The 23,313-nt window shown below is 63.0% G+C and carries 19 protein-coding genes and 1 pseudogene (1 of these 20 running past the window's edge); 13 read left to right on the top strand and 7 right to left on the bottom strand.

The window, feature by feature from the left end:
- Window positions 1-97 precede the first annotated feature (97 nt).
- Window positions 98-1,864 carry an SLC13 family permease gene (locus tag KKY_RS14145; protein ID WP_014132047.1) on the top strand — a complete coding sequence of 589 codons (1,767 nt, stop codon included), beginning with the start codon at window positions 98-100 and terminating at the stop codon, window positions 1,862-1,864.
- Window positions 1,865-1,867: 3 nt separating this feature from the next.
- On the opposite strand, the gene KKY_RS14140 is transcribed toward KKY_RS14145, so the two are convergent.
- A complete protein-coding gene (locus KKY_RS14140; RefSeq protein ID WP_014132046.1) occupies window positions 1,868-2,797 on the bottom strand; it encodes a class I SAM-dependent methyltransferase in 930 nt (309 codons plus the stop codon).
- A 15-nt stretch (window positions 2,798-2,812) separates the two neighbouring features.
- On the opposite strand from KKY_RS14140, the gene KKY_RS14135 reads away from it, so the two are divergent.
- From KKY_RS14135 to KKY_RS14120, 4 genes are read left to right on the top strand one after another with little or no spacing between them, the layout of a single operon-like run.
- Window positions 2,813-3,571, top strand: coding sequence for a ComF family protein (locus tag KKY_RS14135; RefSeq protein ID WP_014132045.1), 759 nt, complete (start codon window positions 2,813-2,815; stop codon window positions 3,569-3,571).
- A gap of 29 nt (window positions 3,572-3,600) precedes the next feature.
- Complete coding sequence (gene grxC, locus KKY_RS14130; RefSeq protein ID WP_014132044.1) at window positions 3,601-3,861, top strand: glutaredoxin 3; 261 nt, start codon at window positions 3,601-3,603, stop codon at window positions 3,859-3,861.
- Complete coding sequence (locus KKY_RS14125; RefSeq protein WP_014132043.1) at window positions 3,858-4,733, top strand: carbon-nitrogen hydrolase family protein; 876 nt, start codon at window positions 3,858-3,860, stop codon at window positions 4,731-4,733. The genes grxC and KKY_RS14125 overlap by 4 nt, the downstream gene beginning before the upstream one ends.
- 2 nt (window positions 4,734-4,735) lie before the next feature.
- Complete coding sequence (locus KKY_RS14120; RefSeq protein ID WP_014132042.1) at window positions 4,736-5,158, top strand: DUF1178 family protein; 423 nt, start codon at window positions 4,736-4,738, stop codon at window positions 5,156-5,158.
- A gap of 153 nt (window positions 5,159-5,311) precedes the next feature.
- On the opposite strand, the gene ubiG is transcribed toward KKY_RS14120, so the two are convergent.
- A complete protein-coding gene (gene ubiG / locus KKY_RS14115; RefSeq protein ID WP_014132041.1) occupies window positions 5,312-6,055 on the bottom strand; it encodes a bifunctional 2-polyprenyl-6-hydroxyphenol methylase/3-demethylubiquinol 3-O-methyltransferase UbiG in 744 nt (247 codons plus the stop codon).
- 173 nt (window positions 6,056-6,228) lie between these two features.
- Here ubiG and KKY_RS14110 point away from each other — a divergent pair, with 173 nt between their 5' ends.
- From KKY_RS14110 to clpB, 6 genes are all read left to right on the top strand, one after another.
- A complete protein-coding gene (locus KKY_RS14110) occupies window positions 6,229-7,488 on the top strand; it encodes an aspartate kinase (RefSeq protein ID WP_041528795.1) in 1,260 nt (419 codons plus the stop codon).
- A gap of 152 nt (window positions 7,489-7,640) precedes the next feature.
- Window positions 7,641-9,905, top strand: coding sequence for a phosphoenolpyruvate--protein phosphotransferase (gene ptsP / locus KKY_RS14105; RefSeq protein WP_014132039.1), 2,265 nt, complete (start codon window positions 7,641-7,643; stop codon window positions 9,903-9,905).
- Window positions 9,906-9,934: 29 nt separating this feature from the next.
- On the top strand, window positions 9,935-11,011 hold the full coding sequence (gene prfA / locus KKY_RS14100; RefSeq protein ID WP_014132038.1) for a peptide chain release factor 1: 1,077 nt from the start codon (window positions 9,935-9,937) through the stop codon (window positions 11,009-11,011).
- Window positions 11,008-11,862, top strand: a complete 855-nt coding sequence (gene prmC / locus KKY_RS14095) for a peptide chain release factor N(5)-glutamine methyltransferase (RefSeq protein WP_050811724.1) — start codon at window positions 11,008-11,010, stop codon at window positions 11,860-11,862. Before prfA ends, prmC begins: the two co-directional genes overlap by 4 nt.
- Window positions 11,863-12,212: 350 nt before the next feature.
- On the top strand, window positions 12,213-12,884 hold the full coding sequence (locus tag KKY_RS14090) for a DUF4167 domain-containing protein (RefSeq protein ID WP_014132035.1): 672 nt from the start codon (window positions 12,213-12,215) through the stop codon (window positions 12,882-12,884).
- Between the two features lie 199 nt (window positions 12,885-13,083).
- Window positions 13,084-15,699, top strand: a complete 2,616-nt coding sequence (clpB, locus tag KKY_RS14085) for an ATP-dependent chaperone ClpB (protein WP_014132034.1) — start codon at window positions 13,084-13,086, stop codon at window positions 15,697-15,699.
- 181 nt (window positions 15,700-15,880) lie between these two features.
- Here clpB and KKY_RS14080 read toward each other — a convergent pair whose 3' ends face one another.
- Together KKY_RS14080 and KKY_RS14075 are read right to left on the bottom strand one after the other, a co-directional pair.
- The gene (locus KKY_RS14080) at window positions 15,881-16,234 is read right to left on the bottom strand and encodes a DUF2200 domain-containing protein (RefSeq protein WP_041529484.1); all 354 of its coding nucleotides are present in this window, start codon (window positions 16,232-16,234) and stop codon (window positions 15,881-15,883) included.
- A 183-nt stretch (window positions 16,235-16,417) separates the two neighbouring features.
- The gene (locus KKY_RS14075) at window positions 16,418-16,798 is read right to left on the bottom strand and encodes a DUF2147 domain-containing protein (RefSeq protein WP_139305117.1); all 381 of its coding nucleotides are present in this window, start codon (window positions 16,796-16,798) and stop codon (window positions 16,418-16,420) included.
- 1,562 nt (window positions 16,799-18,360) lie between these two features.
- Between KKY_RS14075 and KKY_RS14070 the strand changes: the two genes are divergently transcribed.
- Entirely contained in the window at window positions 18,361-18,708 is a 348-nt protein-coding gene (locus tag KKY_RS14070; protein ID WP_014132031.1) for a DUF1304 domain-containing protein, read from the top strand.
- Between the two features lie 3 nt (window positions 18,709-18,711).
- Here the strand turns inward: KKY_RS14070 and KKY_RS14065 are convergent, their stop codons facing one another.
- Window positions 18,712-20,532, bottom strand: coding sequence for a DEAD/DEAH box helicase (locus tag KKY_RS14065; protein ID WP_014132030.1), 1,821 nt, complete (start codon window positions 20,530-20,532; stop codon window positions 18,712-18,714).
- A gap of 142 nt (window positions 20,533-20,674) precedes the next feature.
- On the opposite strand from KKY_RS14065, the pseudogene KKY_RS20870 reads away from it, so the two are divergent.
- Window positions 20,675-21,036, top strand: a pseudogene (locus KKY_RS20870) (VOC family protein).
- Between the two features lie 98 nt (window positions 21,037-21,134).
- On the opposite strand, the gene KKY_RS14055 reads toward KKY_RS20870, so the two are convergent.
- On the bottom strand, window positions 21,135-23,114 hold the full coding sequence (locus tag KKY_RS14055) for a M23 family metallopeptidase (RefSeq protein ID WP_014132027.1): 1,980 nt from the start codon (window positions 23,112-23,114) through the stop codon (window positions 21,135-21,137).
- Between the two features lie 174 nt (window positions 23,115-23,288).
- A protein-coding gene (locus tag KKY_RS20370) for a hypothetical protein (RefSeq protein ID WP_139305118.1) crosses the window boundary here: on the bottom strand, window positions 23,289-23,313 show its 3' end. It continues 344 nt past the right edge of the window; the window shows 25 of its 369 coding nt (coding positions 345-369); the start codon falls outside the window, past its right edge — the gene reads right to left on this strand; the stop codon is at window positions 23,289-23,291.

Genomic DNA, 23,313 nt, shown 5'->3' with positions numbered 1-23,313 from the left:
GAGCGCCGCTTCGGGGATTTTTTTGTTGCCGGTCGCGCCCGGAAAGGGAACCCTTTAGGGTAAGCCGGCATTTGGGAAGGCGCCTCGGGGGATTGACTTGACCTACGAACAGATCGTGCTTTTTTTACTGCTGGGGCTCGTGCTCGCGGGGCTCATGTGGGGCAAGTGGCGGTATGACCTTGTCGCCTTCGGCGCCCTGATCGTCGGTGTCGTGCTGGGCGTCGTGCCGGCTGACACGGCATTTTCGGGTTTCGGCAACGACGCCACGATCATCATCGCCCTGGTGCTGGTGGTCACGGCGGGCCTGTCGCGGTCGGGAGCGGTCGATCTCATCACCCGCCATGCGGTGAGCCGCGACCGCTCCCTGCCGCTCCACATTTCGATCATGGGCGGCATCGGGGCGGTGTTTTCGGGTTTCATGAACAATGTCGCGGCGCTGGCCATTCTGATGCCGGTCGACCTGCAGGCGGCGCAGAAGGCGAACCGCTCGCCCGCGTCCTCGCTGATGCCACTGGCCTTTGCCACCATCCTTGGCGGCATGCTGACCATGATCGGCACGCCCCCCAACATCATCATCGCCGCCTATCGCGAACGGGCGATGGGCGAGAGCTTTACGATGTTCGACTTTACCCCGGTCGGGCTTGTGTGCGCATTGGCCGGCGTGGCGTTCATTGGGCTTGTGGGCTGGCGGCTGATCCCGGTGCGCGACAAAGGGGCCGGCGCCGAATTGCGCGCCGCGGCCAGTTATACCACCGAACTTGTGGTCACTGAAAAATCAAAGGCCAAAGGCCAGCGGGTGCGTGATCTGGACGGTGCGGCCGAAGAACATGATTGCGCCATCGTGGGGCTGGTGCGACGCAACAAGCGGATGCCGGGCCGGGCGCGTTGGGAAAAGATCGGCAAGGGCGATTTGCTCGTCGTTCACGGCAGCGCCGAGGCGATTTCGGCGCTCGCCGGTGCCTTGCAGGTCGATTTGCAGGGCCGTTCGGGGGAAAGCGCGGAACTGTCGTCCGACCTGAAAATTGTCGAGGCTGTGGTCACCAGCGACAGCCGCGTCGTGGGCCGGATCGCCAACGACGTACGGGTCATGCAGCGCAATGGCGTGGTGATGCTGGGGCTGTCGCGGCGCGGCCGGGCCATCACCGAACGGGTGCGCCGCACGCCGCTCGAAGTGGGGGACGTGTTGCTCCTGCTCGGCCATCAGGACGCCGTGGACGATGTGATAACCCGCATGGACTGCCTGCCCGTGGCTTCGAGCGTTGCGGTGACGCGGCACGAAAAGGCCCTGGCGGCGATCGGGCTTTTTGCGGCGGCGGTGGGCGTGGGCGCCTTCGGCATCGTGCCGCTCACCGTTGCGCTTGGCGCGGTGGCGGTGCTCTATGTGCTCTTCGACATCCTGCCGGTGCGCGAAATCTATGAGTCGATCGAGTGGCCGGTCGTGGTGCTGCTCGGTTCACTGCTGCCCGTGGGCATGGCGCTGGAAACCTCGGGCGGGACCCAACTCATGGCGGAGGGGCTGGCCGTGGCGGTCGAGCATGTGCCCGCCTGGGTCGCGCTTGCCGCGGTGCTCGTTTTCACAATGACATTGTCGGACGTGCTCAACAATGCGGCGACGGCTGTGATCTTTGCGCCGGTTGCGTTCGGGCTTGCCCAGATCATGGGGGTCAATCCCGATGCGTTCCTTATGGCGGTGGCCATCGGCGCCAGTTGCGCGTTCCTTACACCCATCGGGCATAACAACAATGCGCTGATCATGGGGCCGGGCGGCTATCGGTTCGGCGATTACTGGCGCATGGGCCTGCCGCTGGAGGTGATCATCGTCCTGGTGGGCGTGCCCGCCATCATGGTGTTCTGGCCGTTGTAGCGATCAGGTCTTGGATTTGTCGCCCAGAGCGTCGCGCAGGCTGGTCTGGGCCGAGCCGGGGCGCAGGGGTTTCTGCTGGCTTTCGTGGGGCACCCAGCCCGAAAGCCAGAGGATTTCGAGGCTGGCGCGGACCTTGCCGTCGGGGTCGGAAAAGCGCTCCGCATAGATTTCGGCGGCGCGCATCAGATGGCGCGGGGTCAAAAGGCGGGTATCGCGTCCGGCCAGTGGATTGGTGACACCCAGAGCCCGCAATTCATCGAACAGGGCCAGCGGGGTGCGGTAGCGCACGATATGGGTTTCCAGATCGGTGACCGGCAGGGCGAAACCGGCGCGCTGGAGCAGGCCGCCAGCGTCGCGCACATCGATCATCGGCGCCACACGGGGGGAGACGCCGCCGAGGATTTCCACGTCGGCGGCCAGAAACGCGTCGCGCAATTCGCTCAGCGTACGCCCGCCAATGGCGGCGATGAGCAGCAGCCCGTCGGGGGCGATGTGGCGGCGCAGGCTTTCGAGAAAGCCCGGGACGTCGTTGACGGTCTGGAGATCGAGAAGCGAGACGATCAGGTCGTAATCGCTGGCGGGCAGGCTCAGCCGTTCGGGGTCGACGGTGGCAAAGCCTTCGATTTCGAGAAGCGCCGAGATCCTTTCAAAGCGGATCGGGCCGCTGGCCGATTGCGCCGTGTCGGGCAGCAGGCGCGGATCGGGGCCCATTACGAGCGCCTTTGAAAACGCACGCGTTACCGGCGCGAGCCGATCGGCAAGGTCGGCGACCACGAGATCGGTCACAAAATCGGGCTGCCCTTCGCGTCTGGCGACATTGGCGGCGAGGCGGGCACGGTCGAATACGAGCGGGGGCTGGGTCATGATCCCGACCATATGGCGCAGGAATGGATGGCGTGCAATGATCGGATCATGGTTGGGGCGATAAGACATCTGGACCGATCCTGGATGGGGCGCGTGCGCACCATGGTTGCATCCATGGGCGGGCAGGTGCTCGATGCCGCCTTTCCGCCGGTGTGCCTGGGCTGCAATGAGGCCGTATCGACGCCCGACGGATTGTGCCCGTCATGCTGGAGACAGTTGATCCCGATCTCGCGCCCGTTCTGCCCGGTGCTGGGGCTGCCCTTTGCATCGGCGATGGGGGAAGGGGCGCTGTCGGTCCAGGCCATCGCCAATCCGCCGCCATTCGATAGGGCGCGCTCGGCGGTTGCCTATACCGATCTGGCGCGCAAATTGATCTCGAAGATGAAATATTCCGACCGGCCCGAAATCGGATTGTTCTGCGCGCGAATGATGGTTTCTGCGGGACACGAGCTTTTGGGCCCCGATGTCGTTCTGGTGCCGGTGCCGCTGCACAGGTCCCGCCAGCGCGAAAGACGCTACAACCAGTCCGCGGAACTGGCGCGCGCCGTTGGACGCCTTGCAAAATGCGAGCTTCATACCGACCTTATCGTCAGGCACAAACGCACCATCCAGCAGGTCGGGCTCAACGCTTCCCAGCGGGCCCGCAATGTCGATGGCGCGTTCCGTGTCGATCCGATGCGGCTGGATCGGTTGGGCGCGCGGCGCGTTGTGCTCGTCGACGATGTGCTCACCACCGGTGCCACCGTTTCGGCGGCGGCCAAGGCGCTCAAGCGGGCCGGGGTGTCCCATGTCGACGTGCTCAGCTTTGCCCGCGTTGTGTTCGATACCGATATGACAGTATAACTGTCGCAACTGACTGGAGTTTACGATCAATGGCCAAGGTCGAAATCTATACGACCCCCACCTGCCCCTATTGCCACGCCGCCAAGGCGCTTCTGGGCGATAAGGGGATCACCTTCGATGAGATCACCGTGCTCGACCCGGACCTGCGCGAAAAGATGACCCAGCGCGCCCATGGGCGGCGCACGGTGCCGCAGATTTTCGTGGGCGAGACCCATGTTGGCGGCTATGACGATCTGGCCGCGCTCGAGCGGCAGGGCAAGCTCGATCCGCTGCTCGAGGGGGCGGCGTGAGCCAAACAACGACCGTTGCCCTGGTCCAGATGACTTCGGGTATCGCCGCCCAGGACAATCTTGCTGAGATCGAAGCGCGAGTGGTCCAGGCGAGGCAGGCTGGAGCCTCTTACGTCCTGACCCCGGAAATGAGCGTTGTTTTTGCAAAAGACCGCGCCGGGTTGCGGGCGGCAGCCGAACCGTGGGCGGGAAACGGCGCCGTCAAGCAGTTGTCGGAGATCGCACGGACCAGCGGAATTTTCCTTCATGTCGGTTCGCTTGCGGTTGCGCTCGGAGATGGGCGCTTTGCAAACCGCTCCGTGCTGTTCGATCCCCGCGGCGAGATCGTTGCGCGCTACGACAAGATCCATCTTTTCGATGCCGATATCGATGGTTCGAATGCCTATCGCGAAAGCGCCACCTATGCGGGCGGGAAGACGGCGGTGGTTGCCGATATCGTACCGTTCGTGCTGGGCGCATCAATATGCTATGATCTGCGCTTCCCGGCGCTTTATCGGATGCTGGCCGGGGCCGGTGCGCAGGTGATCGCGGTGCCTTCGGCCTTTACGGTGCCGACCGGGCAAGCGCACTGGCATGTTCTGCTCAGGGCGAGGGCCATTGAAACGGGCTGTTTCATCCTGGCCGCGGCACAGGGCGGCAGCCATGAAAACGGACGGTCGACCTATGGTCATTCGCTTATCGTTTCGCCCTGGGGCGAGGTGATCGCCGAGGCCGATGGGGCCGAACCGGGCCTTGTGATTGCCGCGCTGGACCTTGACGCGGTGGCCGCGGCACGGCAAAGGGTGCCTGCGCTTGCCAATGCGCGCGATTTTTCGCTCGCGCCCGGACCGTCGCCGTTCGGAAACGATCTGAAAACCCAAGCGGGGAATTGAAAGTGATCCAGTTCACGCTCGCCTGCGGTGCAGGCCACAAATTCGATGCCTGGTTCAGGAACGCCGATGCCTATGAGGATCAATCGGCGCGCGGGGTTCTGACCTGCCCGATCTGCAATTCCTCGCAGGTGGAAAAGGCGCTGATGGCGCCTGCCGTCTCACGCTCGAGCGAGAAGGTCTCGCTTTCGGCCGGTCATCCCGAGCATGGGGAATTTTTGAAGGCCATGCGCGCCCTGCGCCAGAAGATGACGGCGGAAGCCGATTATGTCGGCGACAAATTCGCCGAGGAAGCGCGCAAGATCCACTACGAGGAAGCCGAGGCGCGCGGCATTTATGGCGAGGCCACAAAGGACGAAGTGGTGAGCCTTATCGATGAAGGCATCGAATTCATGCCGCTGCCCAGCGTGCCGGACGAGCACAATTAGAGCCTGCCTAATTCCACCGGCGTCATCCCGGAATCCAGTAACGGGCAGCGCTTGCGGTTCCATCCCGGCGCCGGGTGTACTGGACCCCGGCTCAGGGCCGGGGTGACAGCGTGGTGGGTTTGGCAACGGTGGGTCCGCTTCCGCAAATGTCGATTAGTCCTGGGCCTTGGGCTTTTCCAGAAGCAGCATGTAGTTGACCGTCATGTCGCGGCTCCTGCCCCATTCATTCTTGAGCGGGTTGAAGGTCACGCCCGTTCTGTCCTTCACCTGCATTCCGTTGCGTCCGGTGATCGAGGTGATCTCTTCGGGCGTGACGAGCTTTTCGTAGCTGTGCGTGCCCTTGGGCAGCCAGCGCAGCACGCGTTCGGCGCCGACGATGGCAAGGGCATAGGCGCGGGCGGTGCGGTTGATGGTGGCGACAAACATCAGCCCGCCGGGCTTGACCAGATTGCAGCAGCTTTCAAGGTAGAGCTGCACGTCGGAGACGTGCTCGACCACTTCCATGTTGAGCACGACGTCGAACTGCTCTCCGGCGGCGGCGAGGTCTTCGGAGGTCGTGGCGCGATAGTCGATATCGAGCCCGGATTGTTCGGCGTGCAGGCTTGCGATCTTGACGTTCTTTTCGCCCGCATCGGCACCGACGACCGTGGCGCCCAGCCGCGCCATGGGCTCGCACAACAGGCCGCCGCCGCACCCGATATCGAGAATCCTGAGGCCGGCGAACGGGCGCATGGCTTTGTCATCGAGCCCGAAATGGGCGATCACGTGCTCGCGGATATAGGCGAGGCGCACGGGGTTGAACTTGTGGAGCGGCCTGAACTTTCCGTTGGGATCCCACCACTCTTCGGCCATCTTGTGGAACTTGCCGATTTCGTCGGGGCTGATGGTGGTGGTCATGGGATACCTCGTTCTGGCGTGCTCCAAGAGGTGGCCCCGGCACGCCGCCAAGTCAAGCGATCCGTCGCCGCAGCGCCCCTTATGCCATATTGCTAAATCGGCGGGTTTGTGGCACTCAGCGCGCCACAACCGTACGGTGCGGTACGGCACAGATTTGCATCGAAGGCGGCGTCATGGCGCGTATAGTTATGAAGTTCGGCGGCACCTCGGTCGCCAATGTCGAGCGCATACGGCAGGCGGCCCGGCACGTCAAACGCGAGGTCGAGGCAGGCCACGAGGTTGCTGTCGTCGTTTCCGCCATGTCGGGCAAGACCAACGAGCTTGTCGGCTGGTGCGCGGAAGCGGCCCCCATGCACGACGCGCGCGAATACGATGCCGTCGTGGCCTCGGGCGAGCAGGTGACGGCGGGCTTGATGGCCATCGTTTTATCGGAAATGGGCATCCAGTCGCGCTCTTACGCCGGCTGGCAGGTGCCCATCCATACCGACGACGCCCATGGATCGGCGCGCATCACGGGCATCGATCCGGCCAATCTCAACGAGCGGATGAGTTCGGGCTGGGTGCCGGTCGTCACCGGCTTTCAGGGCATATCCGACAAGAACCGCATCACGACGCTGGGGCGCGGCGGGTCCGACACCTCGGCGGTGGCCGTTGCGGCGGCGGTGAAGGCCGACCGGTGCGATATCTACACCGATGTGGATGGCGTTTATACCACCGATCCGCGCATTGCGCCGAAAGCCAAGCGCCTGGACCGGGTCAGTTTTGAAGAAATGCTCGAAATGGCCTCGCTGGGGGCAAAAGTGCTCCAGACGCGGTCGGTGGAACTGGCCATGGCCCAGGGCGTGCGGCTCGTGGTGCGCTCGACGTTCGACGACCCGCAAGCGGGCAATGCGCCGGGCAGCGAATGGGGCATGACGGGCACGCTTGTGTGCGATGAGGATGAGATCATGGAAAAGCAGATCGTTTCGGGTGTGACCCTTGCGCGGGCCGAAGCCAAGATCACCCTTAGAAAGGTCAAGGACAAGCCGGGCGTCGCCGCCGCGGTGTTCGGGCCTTTGGCCGATGCACGGATCGTCGTCGACATGATCGTGCAGAACATTTCCGATGACGGGCAGATCACCGACATCACCTTTACGGTGCCCGACAGCGAATTCGACAAGGCCATGAAGGTTTTGCGCAACGCGCCCGATCTCGAATACGAGTCGATTTCCGGGTCCAAGGGCGGCGCCAAGATTTCGGTCGTGGGCGTCGGCATGCGCAGTCACGCCGGCGTTGCGGCCTCGATGTTCCGGGCACTTTCGGACAAGGGAATCAACATCCAGCTCATCACGACCTCGGAAATCAAGACCTCGGTATTGATCGATGAGGAATATGCGGAGCTTGCAGTTCGGGCTTTGCATACCTATTACGGTCTGGACAAGGCCGAGGGGTAAGCTCGGCCCGGACCACACTAGGGCCTGGTCCCGTTCGATTGAACCGGACCGGCGCCCTAGCTCTGATTTGATCGTGCGGTCGAACCGAAAAAGTCTGCAACTTTTTCTGACCACACTCTGGGAGGCGGGGCACACCCGCCGGGCGAGCGGACATGGTGACAGCGATTGGCGGACCGCGGGTGCTCTTGCGCCAGTTGCGCGAGACCATGGCCGAACCGCTGGCCAGTCAGGAGCGGCTCGACAAGATCGTCGATCTTATCGCCGCGAACATGCGGGCCGATGTGTGCTCGTTCTACGTCTTGCGCGACGATGGCGCGCTCGAACTGTTCGCAACCCACGGTTTGCGGCGCGATGCGGTTCACATCACCACATTGCGTCTGGGCGAGGGGCTCGTGGGCCTGATCGCCAACGAGGCCGAACCGCTCAGCCTGCAAAACGCGCCCGAACATCCTTCCTTTGCCTATCGCCCGGAAACTGGGGAAGACCCGTTCTTTTCGTTCCTGGGCGTGCCGGTGCTGCGGGCCGGGCAGACGCTGGGGGTCCTTGTCGTCCAGAACTCGGAACGCCGGGTCTATGGCGAGGACGAGACCGAGGCGCTTTTGACCACGGCGACCATTCTGGCCGAGATGATCTCGACCGCAGATTTCGACGCGCTGGTCAAACCCGGATCCGACATCGACCTGCGCCGCCCGCGGATGTTTCAGGGCATCGGGTTTTCCGAAGGTATCGCGCTGGGTCAGGTGGTGCTGCACGACCCGCGCGTCGTGGTCACCAATTTCGTTGCCGACGACACAGACGCCGAAAAGGGGCGGCTCGAAGCGGCGCTCATGACCATGCGGGTGTCGATCGATGAATTGCTCAATTCGGGCGACATGCAGATCCCGTCCGATCACCGCGATATCCTCGAAAGCTATCGCATGTTCGCCCATGATCGGGGATGGGTCCGGCGGCTCGAAGAGGCCATCGATTCGGGGCTGACGGCGGAAGCCGCGGTCGAGCGCGTGCAGAACGATACCCGCGCCCGCATGCTGCGCCAGACCGATCCCTACATCCGCGAACGCCTGCACGATCTCGACGATCTGGCCAACCGGCTGCTGCGCATCCTGACCGCGGACGGGTCGGTGGCCGGCAAGGAATTGCCCGACAATGCCGTGCTTGTGGCGCGCAATATGGGGCCGGCCGAACTGCTCGAATACGATCGGACCAAGCTCAGGGCCGTGGTGCTCGAAGATGGCGCAGCCACGGCTCATGTGGCCATCGTGGCGCGTTCGGTGGGGCTGGTGGCGGTCGGGCAGGCCGAAAATATAGTTTCGATGGGCGAAGCGGGCGACGACATCATCGTCGACGGGTTCACCGGCGCCGTGCATTTGCGGCCAACGCCCGATATCGAGGCAACCTATATCGACAAGGTGCGGCTCTCGGCCAAGCGGCGGGCCCATTACGCGGCGCTCAAGGACACCCCGCCGGTTTCCCGCGACGGACAGCGCATCGCGCTTTTGCACAATTCGGGCCTTCTGGCCGACATGGCGATGCTTGACGAAACCGGCGCGGACGGGGTGGGCCTGTTCCGCACCGAGCTGCAGTTCATGATCGCCTCGAAAATGCCCAGGGTCAAAGAGCAGGTCGAGCTTTATTCCGAAGCCATGCGGCTGATGGGCGATAAGCCCATCGTCTTCCGCCTGCTCGATATCGGCGGCGACAAGGTCGTGCCCTATATGCGTTCGACGGCCGAGGAAAACCCGGCCATGGGCTGGCGCAGCCTGCGGCTGGCGCTGGACCGGCCGGCGCTGCTGCGGACACAGGTCCGCGCGCTCTTGCAGGCGGCCGGCGGCAAGCCGCTGCGTATCCTTGTGCCCATGGTCACCGAGGCGCGCGAATACATGAAGGTCAAGCGCTTCATCCTGCGCGAAAACGAGCGGCTGCCTCGGCTGGGCTTTGCCCAGCCCGAAACGCTCGAGATCGGTTCGATGATCGAAGTGCCCTCGCTGCTTTTCGAACTGGACCGGCTGTTGCCCGAAACCGATTTCGTTTCCATCGGGTCCAACGATCTCATCCAGTTCCTGACGGCTGCCGACCGCGCCAATCCGCGCGTCGCCAACAATTACGACCCCATCGCCCGCCCGCGCCTGCGGGCCCTCAAGCTGGTTGTCGATGCGGCGGCGAAATACGGCAAGCCCGTTACCATGTGCGGGGAATTGGCCGGACGCCCGATAGAGGCCATGGCGCTGCTTTCGATCGGCATGACAAGGCTCTCCATGGGCGCATCCTCGATCGGCCCGATCAAGGAAATGGTGCTCGGGCTTGACGTTGGAGCGCTCAAGGCCGAAATGAACGATTATCTTGAGAACGGCGAAACCGAGGGCTCGGCCCGCGAGTTTCTGGCGGAGTTTGCCGAGCGGCACTCCCTCCCCGTTTAGGTTATCCCTTCCGACCCGGATTGTTTTGCATGGCTTTTTTGCCCACCGACAAGCTCGACGCCCTTGAACGCCGTTTCGATTCCATCGAGGCGGCGATGTCGGGCAGTCCCGACCCGGACGCCTATGTGCGGCTGTCGAAAGAATATTCCGAGCTTTCGCCCATGGTCGCCAAGGTGCGCGAATATCGCGCGGCACTGTCGGACCTGGCGGGGGCCGAGGAACTTGCCAAATCGGGCGACAGGGAAATGGCCGAGCTTGCCTATGAGGAAATGGGCGAGCTCAAGGAAAAGATCGAGGCGCTGAGCCAGGAAATCCGCATCCTCTTGCTGCCCAAGGATGCGGCGGACGAAAAGAGCGCGATTCTCGAAGTACGCGCCGGAACGGGCGGCGACGAGGCGGCGCTTTTTGCCGGGGATTTGTTCCGCATGTATCAGCGTTACGCCGAAGCGCAGGGCTGGAAGGTAACGGTGATGGAAGCGTCCGAAGGCGATGCCGGCGGATACAAGGAAATCATCGCCAACGTTTCGGGAGCGGGGGTGTTTGCCAAGCTCAAATACGAATCGGGCGTCCATCGCGTGCAGCGGGTGCCCGATACCGAAGCCTCGGGGCGCATTCACACCTCGGCTGCGACAGTCGCCGTCTTGCCCGAAGTGGAGGATATCGACATCGAAATCCGCAATGAGGATATCCGCATCGATACGATGCGCGCCTCGGGGGCGGGCGGCCAGCACGTCAACACCACCGATTCCGCTGTGCGCATCACCCATATCCCCACCGGCATCGTTGTGACTTCGGCGGAAAAGTCCCAGCACCAGAACCGGGCCAATGCCATGAAGGTGTTGCGGGCCCGGCTGTTCGACGAGCAGCAACACAAGGCCTCGTCCGAGCGGGCGGAAAGCCGCAAGAGCCAGGTCGGGTCGGGCGATCGCTCCGAGCGTATCCGGACGTATAATTTCCCGCAGGGACGGGTGACCGATCACCGGATCAATCTCACGCTCTACAAGCTCCCCCAGATCATCACCGGGGAAGCGCTGGGCGAAGTGATCGACGCGCTGATTACCGAAAACCAGGCGGCGCAACTGGCGGCGATGGAGCAGGGCATTTGAGCTCTGCCATTGGCCGGACGTGGCGCCAAGTGCGCGATGATCTGGCCCTCAAGGGGGTCATGACTGCCGCACTCGATGCGCAATTGCTGGTCCGACACGTGCTGAATCTGGACGCGACCGGACTGATTGCCTCTGAGACCGACCCTTTTCCGGAGGATAAAACACAGGCTCTTAAAGACCTCGTGACCCGCCGTCTTGCGGGAGAGCCGCTGGCCCGCATCCGTGGCTTCCAGGAGTTTTACGGGCTCGAATTCGGACTCAACGCCGCAACGCTGATCCCGCGTCCGGAAACCGAAATGCTTGTCGATTTCGGTCTGGCCGCGCTGAAGAATCGTCCCGCGCCGGCCATTGTGGACCTGGGTACGGGCACTGGATGTATCGTTCTTTCACTGCTGGCCAATCTGCCGGATGCAAAAGGTGTGGGTATCGACATTTCGACCGATGCGCTCGAACAGGCCCGGGCCAATGCCGAAGCGCTCGGGCTCGGTGGCCGGTTCGAGGCCCGGCAGGGGAACTGGTTTTCGGGGCTGGGCGACGAGCGATTCGACTTCATCGTCTCCAATCCGCCCTATATCGCCAGCGCGACCATCGAGACGCTGGAGCCCGGTGTAAAGACCTTCGATCCCATGGCGGCGCTCGATGGCGGCGAGGATGGACTGGGTCCCTATCGGATCATCGCGGCGCAGGCGCTGTATCACCTTGTGCCGGGCGGAGCGCTCGCCCTTGAAACCGGCTTCGACCAGGGCCACATGGTTAATGAGCTTTTAAGCTCGGCAGGCTTTTGCGACATCGTCATTGCCAAAGACCTTGCCGGTCACCACCGGATGGTTACGGCCCGCGCACCCAAATGACACAGCGCCCCGGCGAATTTCTCCAAAAGCCAATATTTTTCTTGGAAACGGAAGGATATGCGGTTAGGTTGCCGGTGCTGACGCGGTGCTTGTTCATCGCGGTGGACCCCACCCTGACATCGGCGGCATAGAATAAAGCCGTTCGCGGAACCCATCCTCCCAGAGGGTTGGCGCAGCATCAGACAGGGTCGGAGCTCACGCAGCCTTTTTGGGGAAACCAGAGAGAGCGATCGGCACAGCGCGAACCGGGAAATCGGTTCGTGTCAGCCGGGTTTTGTGCCCGCCGCCCCGATTGGCGGCAAAGGCCCCTATTAAGCGCATACCTTCACGGAACGTGTTGAAGCGAGCAGATGAGACCAAACCAGCAAAACAACAACAAGCAGCGTTCGCGCGGCCGGAACAACAACAATAACAACCAGCGGCGCGGTGGCGGCGGCGGCAATCCCTTGTCGCGCAGTTATGAAAGCAATGGCCCGGACGTCAAAATCCGCGGCAATGCTGCCCATATCGCAGAGAAATACACCCAGCTTTCCCGCGACGCGGCTTCGGTCGGCGACAATGTGATGGCCGAGAATTATCTCCAGCACGCCGAACACTATCTGCGCATCATTCTTGCCGCGCAGGCCCAGTATCAGCCGCGCCAGGACAACAGCGTCGATACCACGCCCGACGAGGATGACGACAACGAGAACGCCTCGGGCAATTCGAACGAGAACACCGATCGGAACGCCGAAGCATCCGATGGCGGCGACACCGGATCGGACGAACAGCGCGAACCGCGCCAGCGGCGTCAGCGCCGTCCGCGCCGCGAGCGGACCGAAGAGACCGCAGATGCATCCCCGGAAGCCGAAAAGCCCGCTGTGGCCGAAACGGCTTCTGGCCAGGACGCCGCTCCTGCCGCCGAGGAGGCTCCCAAAAAGCCCCGTCGCCCCCGTCGCAAGAAATCGGATGACGATGCCAACGAGCCGGCGCCCGAATTGCCCGCGTTCCTGACCGCAGGGCGCGAGGCGGCTGCCGAATAGGCGCCTGATCGGCATGAAATAAAAATCGACCGGGCCATCGCGCCCGGTCTTTTTCTTTGTGATTGTGCTCCCATATATCCATTGACTTGAGTCAGTGCCGGAAAGCCGGGCTGATGTAAAATCTCGTCAACGCTTCGGGCGTTTCCTCATGTGCCGCCAGACGGGCAGGGGCAGCGCGCCAGCAAAGGAGAGTTGAAGCATGAATATCGAAAAATACACCGAGCGGACGCGCGGGTTCATCCAGAGCGCGCAGCAGATGGCCCTGTCGCGCGGCCATCAGCAGTTCACCCCGCTCCATATCCTGAAAGTTCTCGTCGACGACCCCGAAGGCATGGCCACCGGGTTGATCGAACGCGCCGGCGGCAATGCGCAGGCGGTGCGCGCCGGGGTTGAAGAGGGGCTCAAAAAGCTTCCTTCGGTTTCCGGCGACAGCGGCCAGATCTACCTGTCGCGCGAATTGGCGCGCGTTTTCGAAACGGCAGAGGCCGCCGCGCAGAAGGCCGGCGATTCGTTCGTCGCCGTCGAGCGCATGCTTTTGGCCCTGACCATCGAAAAAGATACCGACGCGGGCAAGGTTCTCGCCTCGGCCGGGGTGACTGCCAATGGGCTGAACGCCGCCATCGAAGCGATCCGCAAGGGCCGCACCGCCGATTCGGCGAGCGCGGAAAACACCTATGATGCGCTGAAAAAATACGCCCGCGATCTCACCGAAGACGCGCGGGAAGGCAAGCTCGACCCGGTGATCGGGCGCGATGAGGAAATCCGCCGCGCCATCCAGGTCCTTTCGCGTCGCACCAAGAACAATCCGGTGCTGATCGGCGAGCCCGGGGTGGGCAAGACGGCGATTGCCGAGGGGCTTGCCCTGCGCATCGTCAATGGCGACGTGCCCGAATCGCTGAAAAACAAATCCCTGCTCGCGCTCGATATGGGCGCGCTGATCGCCGGCGCGAAATATCGCGGTGAGTTCGAGGAGCGGCTGAAATCGGTTTTGAGCGAAGTCCAGTCGGCCGAAGGGCAGATCATTTTGTTCATCGACGAAATGCACACGCTTGTCGGCGCGGGCAAGGCCGATGGCGCCATGGATGCGTCCAACCTGCTCAAACCCGCTCTGGCGCGCGGTGAGCTTCATTGCGTGGGTGCCACCACGCTCGATGAATATAAAAAGCACGTCGAAAAGGATGCGGCGCTGGCCCGCCGTTTCCAGCCGGTGTTCGTCAACGAACCGAGCGTCGAGGACACGATTTCGATCCTGCGCGGCTTGAAGGAGAAATACGAACTCCATCACGGGGTGCGCATTTCCGATTCGGCGCTGGTTTCGGCGGCGACGCTCAGTAACCGCTACATCACCGACCGCTTCCTGCCCGACAAGGCCATCGACCTGATGGACGAGGCGTCGGCGCGGTTGCGCATGGCTGTCGATTCCAAGCCCGAAGCGCTCGACGAGCTCGACCGGCGCATCATCCAGCTCAAGATCGAGCGCGAGGCGCTGAAAAAGGAAGATGACGACGCTTCGAAAACCCGTCTGGCCCGGCTTGAGGCCGAACTGGCCGGGCTCGAGGAAGAATCGGACGCCATGACCCAGCGCTGGCTCTCGGAAAAGGAGCGGCTGGCCGGGGGCACCAAGCTCAAGGAACAGCTCGATGCGGCGCGCACCGAGCTCGAACTGGCCCAGCGCAAGGGCGATCTCGCCCGGGCCGGGGAGCTGGCTTATGGGGTGATCCCCGATCTCGAACGGCGGCTAGCCGATGCCGAGGCCCATGAGGCCCAGCCGGGATCGGACATGGTCGAGGAGGTTGTCACCCCCAATCATATCGCCCAGGTGGTCTCGCGTTGGACCGGTGTTCCGGTCGACAAGATGCTCGAAGGCGAGCGCGACAAGCTGTTGCGCATGGAAGACGAGTTGGCCAAGCGTGTCATCGGCCAGTCCGAGGCGGTGGAGGCGGTCTCGCGCGCCGTGCGGCGGGCCCGCGCCGGGTTGCAGGACCCTAACCGGCCCATCGGCTCGTTCATGTTCCTGGGCCCCACGGGCGTGGGCAAGACCGAATTGACCAAGGCGCTGGCTCAGTTCCTGTTCGATGACGAGACGGCGATGGTGCGGCTCGACATGAGCGAATTCATGGAAAAGCACGCCGTCGCCCGGCTGATCGGCGCGCCTCCGGGCTATGTCGGTTATGACGAGGGTGGTGTGCTGACCGAAGCGGTGCGCCGGCGGCCCTATCAGGTTGTCCTGTTCGACGAGATCGAAAAGGCGCACCCCGATGTGTTCAACGTGCTGCTGCAGGTGCTCGACGACGGGCGGCTGACCGATGGTCAGGGCCATACAGTCGATTTCCGCAACACGCTGATCATCATGACATCGAACCTGGGATCGGAATATCTTGCGGCCCAGCCCGATGGCGAATCGGTGGAACTGGTGCGCGGCAAGGTGCTCGATACGGTCAAGGCCTCCTTCCGGCCCGAATTTTTGAACCGCGTGGATGAAATCCTGCTGTTCCACCGGCTCGAACGCAGCCAGATGGGGGCGATTGTCGATATCCAGCTCAAGCGTCTGCAAAAGTTGCTCGACGCGCGCGAGATCAGTATCGAGGTCACGCCCGCGGCCCGCGACTGGCTGGCCAATGAGGGCTATGATTCGGCGTATGGGGCCCGCCCCCTCAAGCGGGTCATCCAGCGTTCGGTTCAGGACGAGTTGGCCGAAAAAATGCTGGCGGGCGATGTCGCCGATGGCGGCACGGTCAAGGTCGATGCCGGAGAGGACGGGCTGGTGATCCTGCCGGTCGTCGAGGGCGAGGTCGTCGATACCGCCGCCGGATAACGCAGTCTGGAGCGCGTCCGGCAAAAGTGGAAACGGTTTTGCGGTTCGGACGCGCGACAAAACAAAGGCTCGGATCAAATCCGCGATTCGAAGACCCGAAGGACCGCGCAAGCAAACAGCGGATTCGATCTGACGGCAATCGGCAAAAAGGCCCCGGAGACGGGGCCTTTTTGTTTCCGTGTCAGCTCGTGCGCAGGATCTTTTCCATCGCCTTACCCCGCGCCAACTCGTCGATAAGCTTGTCGAGATAGCGCACTTCGCGCATCAGCGGGTCTTCAATCTCTTCGACGCGGATGCCGCAGATCACGCCCTTGATCAGTGCGCGCTGAGGGTTCAGTGCCGGTGCGTGAGCAAAGAAGGTCTCGAAGTCGGTGCCGTCCTTGAGCCGCGCATCGATTTGAGGCTGACTGTATCCGGTCAGCCAGCGGATGATCTCGTCGACCTCGTCTTTCGTGCGGCCCTTTTTCTCGGCCTTTGCGATGTAGTGCGGATAAACAGCGGCAACGCTCATCGTATAGATTCGGTGTTTGGTCATCATGCCTCGCGCGTGCAAAAGGGCCGGCCCCATCGCGGGCGACAGGGCGATCATAAGCCTGAATGGAAGAGGGGCCGATCGAAATCTGCTTTTGTCCGCGCCCATGCGGCGGGAGGCGCAAAAAAGGGCCGTGGCGGTAGCCACAGCCCTTTGTCTTCCATCGAGCAGGCTAGAAGCACTCGATCACGAACGCTGATAATCGATGCTCGAGCAGAAAATCGCGGCCTGACAGCCGGTGATCTTTAGCGTGTCGGGGCCGGTAATTTCCACGATCGCTTTAGCGTTGCCGCCATTGAGCGCGATGTTGCCTTCCCATTTGTTGGGGCCGACCTGTGTGCCCTGAACGACTTCCTGGCCGACAAAGGCCAGATTTTCCTCAGTGCGCGAATCGCCCTGGATGTCGTTGAGGACGCCGCAAAGCTGAGTGCCATCGCCGCACAATTGGAACGTGAAACTCGTGCCCCAGCGGTCGACCCAGGTTCCGTTCGGGTCGAGATCCTGGGCAAAGGCAGGGGCGACAAGACAAGCCACAAGCGCGGTGGCGGCGAGAAGGGACTTCATCATGATCTGTTCTCCATGGCGGGCGCCATCGTCATGAAGGCGCATCTTATCGGATTGTGTTAATTCCCCGCACCTGAAAACGAGCTGAACGGGAAAAGGTTGCCGGAAAGGACGTCCGGCGCGCGCCGGACGTTGCCGCCACCTTCCACGCCTTCGCCCCCGGTCCGGTTTTGGCCAGGGCAATTCCCAACCGGGCGCTGGGGGACTCGCCACAGACCCCGCTCTCTCTGCCCCGGCGAAGGCGGGGTCCATGTGCCTGTTCGTTCGCTTGTGAGCATGGGGCAAGGCTGCTGGGTCCGGGACCGCGTCCAAGATAGCAATGGGGCTTGGGCCACCTTCTCGGCTCCATCACCACCATTCACCCCACCCCCATCGTCATCCTCGGGCTTGACCCGGGGATCTGCTGCATCGGGCAGCCGGTGAAGGGGTTGAGGAGCCGTGAGACGCGAGGGGTCGCCACTTCTGCGCTGCACAACAGCGGCGTTGCGGATCCCCGGATCAAGCCCGAGGATGACGAGGGGGAGGGGGAGGTGCCGGAGAGCAAGCCCTTACCCACCCAGCCGCAAAAAACTTTATCCCCGCTCCCTTGCCCCCGTGCCATTGTTCCCGCACGGCCGCACCAGAGACGAGGATGCATACGAGCTTCCGGTGAGGGCGGGATTGGAGAAGGGGGAGCATGGGTCCGAGCCTTAGGACCGCATCGGCCCTCGGGCACTTCGATCCCATCCGACAGGCCGATCCGGGTTCCTTGCGGGTCGCCGCAGGGAAGGTCCAAAGCGGACGGATGGCCGGGCGAGGAGTGGTATCCACGTCGTACTCCCGAAAGGGAGAGGGGCACCGCGGAAGGCACCAGCGATGGTGCAATCCCGACAAACCCCAGCCCGAGACGCCGCCATAAGCCAAAAATCCCGGATGCGTGGGGCGATGATCGCTTCATATAAAAACTAAATCATGCGGAGCGTTCATCGCCCCATGCCGTCTGACCATTTCCGAAGCCGAGGCGAGATCGCCGTCGGAGGTTTTCGCATGTCCAAAGAAAGGCCCCCTCACCCGTCTGGCTGCGCCAGCCGACCTCTCCCCCGAGGGAGAGGTAAGAATACCGCCAGCGCCGCGAACCACCTCTCCCTTAGGGGGAGAGAGCCTGCCCCGGACGCGATCCGGGGTCGGCGCGAAGCGACGGGTGAGGGGGCCTTCTTGGAAAACACCACCGCTCAAGTCCCATCACCGGCCTGCCGGACACCTCTCCCCCGAGGGGCGAGGGTTCATATTGCCGAAGCGTTGACGATCAACCACATCGCCCGGAAAGCCGCAGCGAGACTCCCTCTGCCCTCCGGGGAGAGGGTTGGGGTGAGGGGCCTTGAGCGCTCGTGGCACTCTCACCTCTCCCTTGGGGGATAGAGCCTGCCCCGGACGCAATCCGGGGTCCGCGCGAAGCGGCGGGTGAGGGGGCCTTCCTGCCAAAGGAAGTCGTCAATCGATCAGGGAGCCCCATCGCTCTCGACACCGCCGGGCAATCCTGTATTCATTCGCACTCTCGCTCCACCCGAGAAAAGGACGAAATCTCGATGGTCGCAAATGTTGTGATTGCCGTCATTGTGGCCATTCACGTCTATATCGTCTTCATCGAAATGACGCAGTGGAACAAGCCCATGGGCATAAGGGCCTTTGGGTTGGACAAGGATTTTGCCGACAAGACCACTGTCCTCGCCGCCAATCAGGGACTTTACAACGGGTTCATCGTGGCGGGGTTCGTCTATGGACTGTGGGCGGCCAGTATCGAGTTCAAGGTGTTCTTTCTCGCCTGCGTCCTGGTCGCGGGGCTGTTCGGCGCCGCGACGTCGAGCCGGAAGATCCTGTTCGTTCAGGCGCTTCCGGCTGCGTTGGGGCTGATCGTGCTTTGGCTCGGTTGGTAGCGGCTACTTCCGTCCCTTCTTGCCATATCCCTTGGAGCCGGTCTTGGCGGGGCGCGGCGCGTCGCCGGGTCCGGTTTTGTGCTTGGGCCGAGGCTTGAATTTGGGCTCGAACCCTTCACGGGCGCGAGGCGGTTTTGAGGATTTGTGTCCCGCCGGCGTTACGGTAATGCCGCGCTCGAGGCCCGTTCCGCGCTTGACATGCCGGGCGAAATCATCGGCCTTGTCGGCGGCGATTTCAAAGCGGGTTTCGGTGTCGTCGATCTTGATCGAGCCGACGTCGCGCTTTGTCACCCCGCCCGCCTTGCAGATCATGGGCAGCAGCCATTTGGGATCGGCCCGATGCTTGCGCCCCAGCGAAAGGGTGAACCAGACGCCGCCAACCATGTCGGGTCCGCGCGGGTCGCGCGGCGCCATGGGATCATATGCCGGCCCGCCTTCAGCGCGCTTGTCGCGCCGCCTTGACTTTCCACCGTCGCCCGAAAGCGAGACCGACGCGGTTTCCTCGGGAACGGGGCGGCTGGCCAGTTGCTGGCGCAGAAACGCCACGGCCAGTTGCTCGGGCGAAACCTTGCCCAAAAGCTCGGCCACGAATTGGTTCTCCTCGGCTTCGGGCATCGGTGCGGAGACGGCGGCGTCCAGAATCTGCCGGCGATATTTCGCTTCGATGTCGGCGATGCTCGGCGCGGCGATTGTGGTGGCCGAAAGCTTGGCCAGGGCCAGCACACGGCTGGCCGCCTTGCGCCTATGCTCGGGGACGATCAGCACGCAAACGCCCTTGCGCCCGGCCCGTCCGGTGCGCCCCGACCGGTGCAAAAGCGTTGCGGGATTGGAAGGAATATCGGCGTGGATCACGAGGTCGAGATTGGGCAGATCGATGCCTCGCGCCGCAACGTCGGTGGCAACGCAGACATGGGCGCGTCCGTCGCGCATGGCCTGCAAGGCGCTGGAGCGCTCGGACTGGGCCAATTCGCCCGAAAGCGCCACGGCGGCAAAGCCGCGATTGGTGAGCCTTGCCGCCAGATGGCGCACGGCCTCGCGGGTGTGGCAGAACACCAGTGCGCTGGTGCTGTCGGAGGCGAGCAGGGTGTTGATGATCGCGTGCTCGCGCTCGTCGCGGTGGACGACCATGAGCTGGTAGTCGATGTCGGCGTGCTGCTCGGTCGGCGCGGTCGTCGCCACGCGCACAGCATCGCGCTGATAGGTCTTGGCCAGATCGGCGATAGCGCGCGGGACCGTGGCCGAGAACAACAGCGTCCGCCGGGCCTCGGGGGAAGCGGCAAGGATGAATTCGAGATCGTCACGAAAGCCCAGATCGAGCATTTCGTCGGCTTCGTCGAGCACCACGGCGCGCATGGCGCTCAAATCGAGCGCCCCCTTGGTGATGTGATCGCGCAACCGGCCGGGCGTGCCCACCACAAGATGCGCGCCGCGATCGAGCGCCCTTCGCTCGGTGCGCATGTCCATGCCGCCCACGCAGGTGGCGATACGGATGCCGGCATCGGCATAGAGCCAATCGAGTTCGCGTTGCACCTGCAGCGCCAACTCCCGGGTCGGCGCGATGATAAGGCCGAGCGGGGTTTGCGCGGGGCCGAACCGTTCGGCGTCACCGAGCAGGGTGGGCGCTATGGCAATGCCGAAGGCCACGGTCTTGCCCGATCCTGTCTGGGCGGACACCAGCAGGTCGGCGTCTGCGTGCCCGGGATCGAGCATTGCCGTCTGGACGGGCGTGAGTTGGGTATAGCCATGGCCGGTGAGTGCGCTGGCGAGCGCAGCATGGATGGATGCCGGCAAATCCGCCGGCGCGTGATCGATATCAGATGACATGATTGGGAGCCTTATGTTGCGGAGGCTATAGCAGAATAAAAGCGGTTTGGGCCAGCGCTGATCTTGTCAGCGTCGCGGGATGGGACTTGACGATGGTTGTTGTCTGTGAGAACATAAAGAGAACAAATGCGGAGGCGGGAACGTGCAGGGTGTGCCCATAGACTATGTCGAACTCGACAGTGACGACCTGGCGGCGAGCCGGTCTTTTTTTGCAGCGGCGTTCGGCTGGCGGGTTTCTGGCGGTTTACCGATTACGGCCCGGATTATCTGGGTATCGAAGATGCCAAGCTCGACGGCGGAATTTCGCGGGCCGAGGGCGCGCGAAAGCTGCCGCTCGTGATTCTGAAAGCCGCAGATCTCGATGCCGCCGAGGCCGCGGTGCGCAAGGCGGGAGGAGAGATCACCCGTCAGCAGTTCGATTTCCCGGGTGGGCGGCGGTTCCATTTCCGTGAACCGGGTGGGAACGAGATGGCCGTCTGGAGCGAGTCCGAACAGCAGACCTAGAGCATTTCCGCTTTTCTTCGAATCGCGAAAATCCTCTAAGTTGTTGTTTCGTCGCGCGTCCGAACCGCAAGACCGTTTCCACTTTTGCTGGACGCGCTCTAGTTCGAGGCGGTCGTGGCCTGTGCCGCGGCCACTGTCACAGGCGCGGTGACCGGGGTGCCCTGCTGCTCGATCAGCGAGCGGACCTGGGCGACGGTCGAGCTGAATTCGGTTTCATATTGCTGGGGCAGGGAATTGGCCCGGGGAAGCTTGACGGCGAGGGGGTCGACCGTATTGCCGTTGATCTTGATCTCGTAGTGAAGGTGCGGCCCGGTCGACTGTCCGGTCGAGCCGACATAACCGATCACCTGGCCCTGGGTCACGCGGGTTCCCGGTGTGATGCCGTCGGCGATGGCGCTCATATGGCCATAAGCAGTGTTGTAGCCGTTGGCATGGCGCAGTTCCACATAGCGGCCATAGCCCGAATACCACTGGGCCATTTCAACGATGCCGTCGCCGCCGGCATAGATGGGTGTTCCGGTTCGGGCGGCGAGATCGGCTCCGGTATGAAGACGGTAATCGCCAAAGATCGGGTGGCGGCGATACCCATAGCGCGAGCGCAGCGTGCCGCCGCCTTCGAGGGGCCGGCGCAGCAGGAACTGCTTTCCGGTTTCCCCATCGGGATTGTAGAAATCGATCACCCCGTCCTCGGTCTGGAATCGGAACAATTCGCGCGTCGTGTTGGATAGGGTCAGCGCCACATAGAGCAGGTCCTGGTTGCCATCCTCCATGGTGCCCGAGAGCAGAATCTCGATCGAGTCGCCAGGCGACACGCGCCGCGTCAGGTCGAGGTCGTAGGCATACATCGCCGCTATGCGGTCAATGGTTGCATCATCGAGCCCATGCTTGCGTCCGGTCTCCCAGATCGAACGGTAGATGGAAGGCAGATTGCCGACATTGACTTCTTCGGTGTCTTCCTCGGTAAATTCGATCCGCGGCGGCTCAAGCGCGGTCACGTATCGGCCCTGATCGGTCAGCGCCACGGTCACGCGATGCACGGTGTCGTCATATATGCTGACGCGATAGGGAATGAGCGTCTGGGAGCCGCGCGAGGCTCCGAACAGGATGCGAAGGCGGGTGCCTTCAGGCAGATCGGTCCGGGGATAGACATTCTGCATGGCGCGCGTAACGGCAGTGACCATCTGGGTCGTGAACCCATTGCGCATGAAGGCCTCGGCCAGCGGGGTCTGTTCGCGTATCGTCAATACACGCTCGGTTCGCAAGTGCCCCATATCTTCGGCAACGCGCGTCTTTGGCATCACCGTCACGTTTTCGGCCACGCCTTCGATGGTGCCCGGAGCAATCTCGATTCCCAATTCGCGCAGACTGGTCGAGGGCGAGGCGTAAGCCATGAGCGGGCCCTCGGCATCGGTATAGGCACCTTCGACGGACAGGCGCACGAACTGGGCGGCGGCAATGTCGTTGATGGCCCGATGCGGTGGATCGGCAAGTTCGAGCGCGGCGGTGCGCACCGTGACCTCGCCTTCAACGTCGGCTCCATAGATGTCGGTGCTGACCAGTTCGGCGGCAGGATTGGCGCGCAACGGCTCGTTGCGTGCCAGCAGCGCCACGGGGTCATACTCGGGAATGTCTTCCGAAAGTGCCGTTGCGGCGGTGGCCAGTGTCGCGTTGATTGTCGTGAAGGGCTGATTGCGGATGCGGGCCACGCCGTCGACCACCTCGCGGATCGAGGCTTCGATAACCGCGAGGTCGGAATGGGTCTGGGTGACCGGCTTGGCGCGGCGTGTCTTGCCCACCAGAGAGGTTGGCGCCGGTTCGGTGCTATGGGGCGCAGCAATGGCAAGGGCTTCAAATGGGGTCGAAAACGTATCCTGCCCTTTAAAGGAAACCTGAAGGGCGCCGGCCATGAGCAGAAAAGACGTCACCCCGGTCAATACAGTGCCGGCCAGCCAGGCAAAGCTTATCTCGCGTCCCTGGGGCAATGCGCCCTCGGGGGATTTGACGGTCAGTGCCGGCGAATCCTCATAGCCTGTCGCCTTGAGCAGGGCGGCGTGACGGTTGCGTTGCGCTGCGTTCAACTTTTCTTCCCCGGACCCTTGCGGCCAGCCAGATTATGGAGTGCGCGCCAAAAGGGATGGACGCGGCAGGCATATATGTCAAGCAATGAGCCGGCGCATCGGCCCGTCGGGGCCGCCACACGTGGCTGAGCGCCTGAGGATCGATGCTCGGAAATTGTGGCCAGACTTGGAATCTCACGGTGTTAAGAACAGGGCACGG

The sequence above is a fragment of the Pelagibacterium halotolerans B2 genome (genome assembly GCF_000230555.1).
Classification (GTDB): domain Bacteria; phylum Pseudomonadota; class Alphaproteobacteria; order Rhizobiales; family Devosiaceae; genus Pelagibacterium; species Pelagibacterium halotolerans.
The sequence above is the reverse complement of the archived record's forward strand: the minus strand, read 5'-3'. Positions and strand labels throughout refer to the sequence as shown.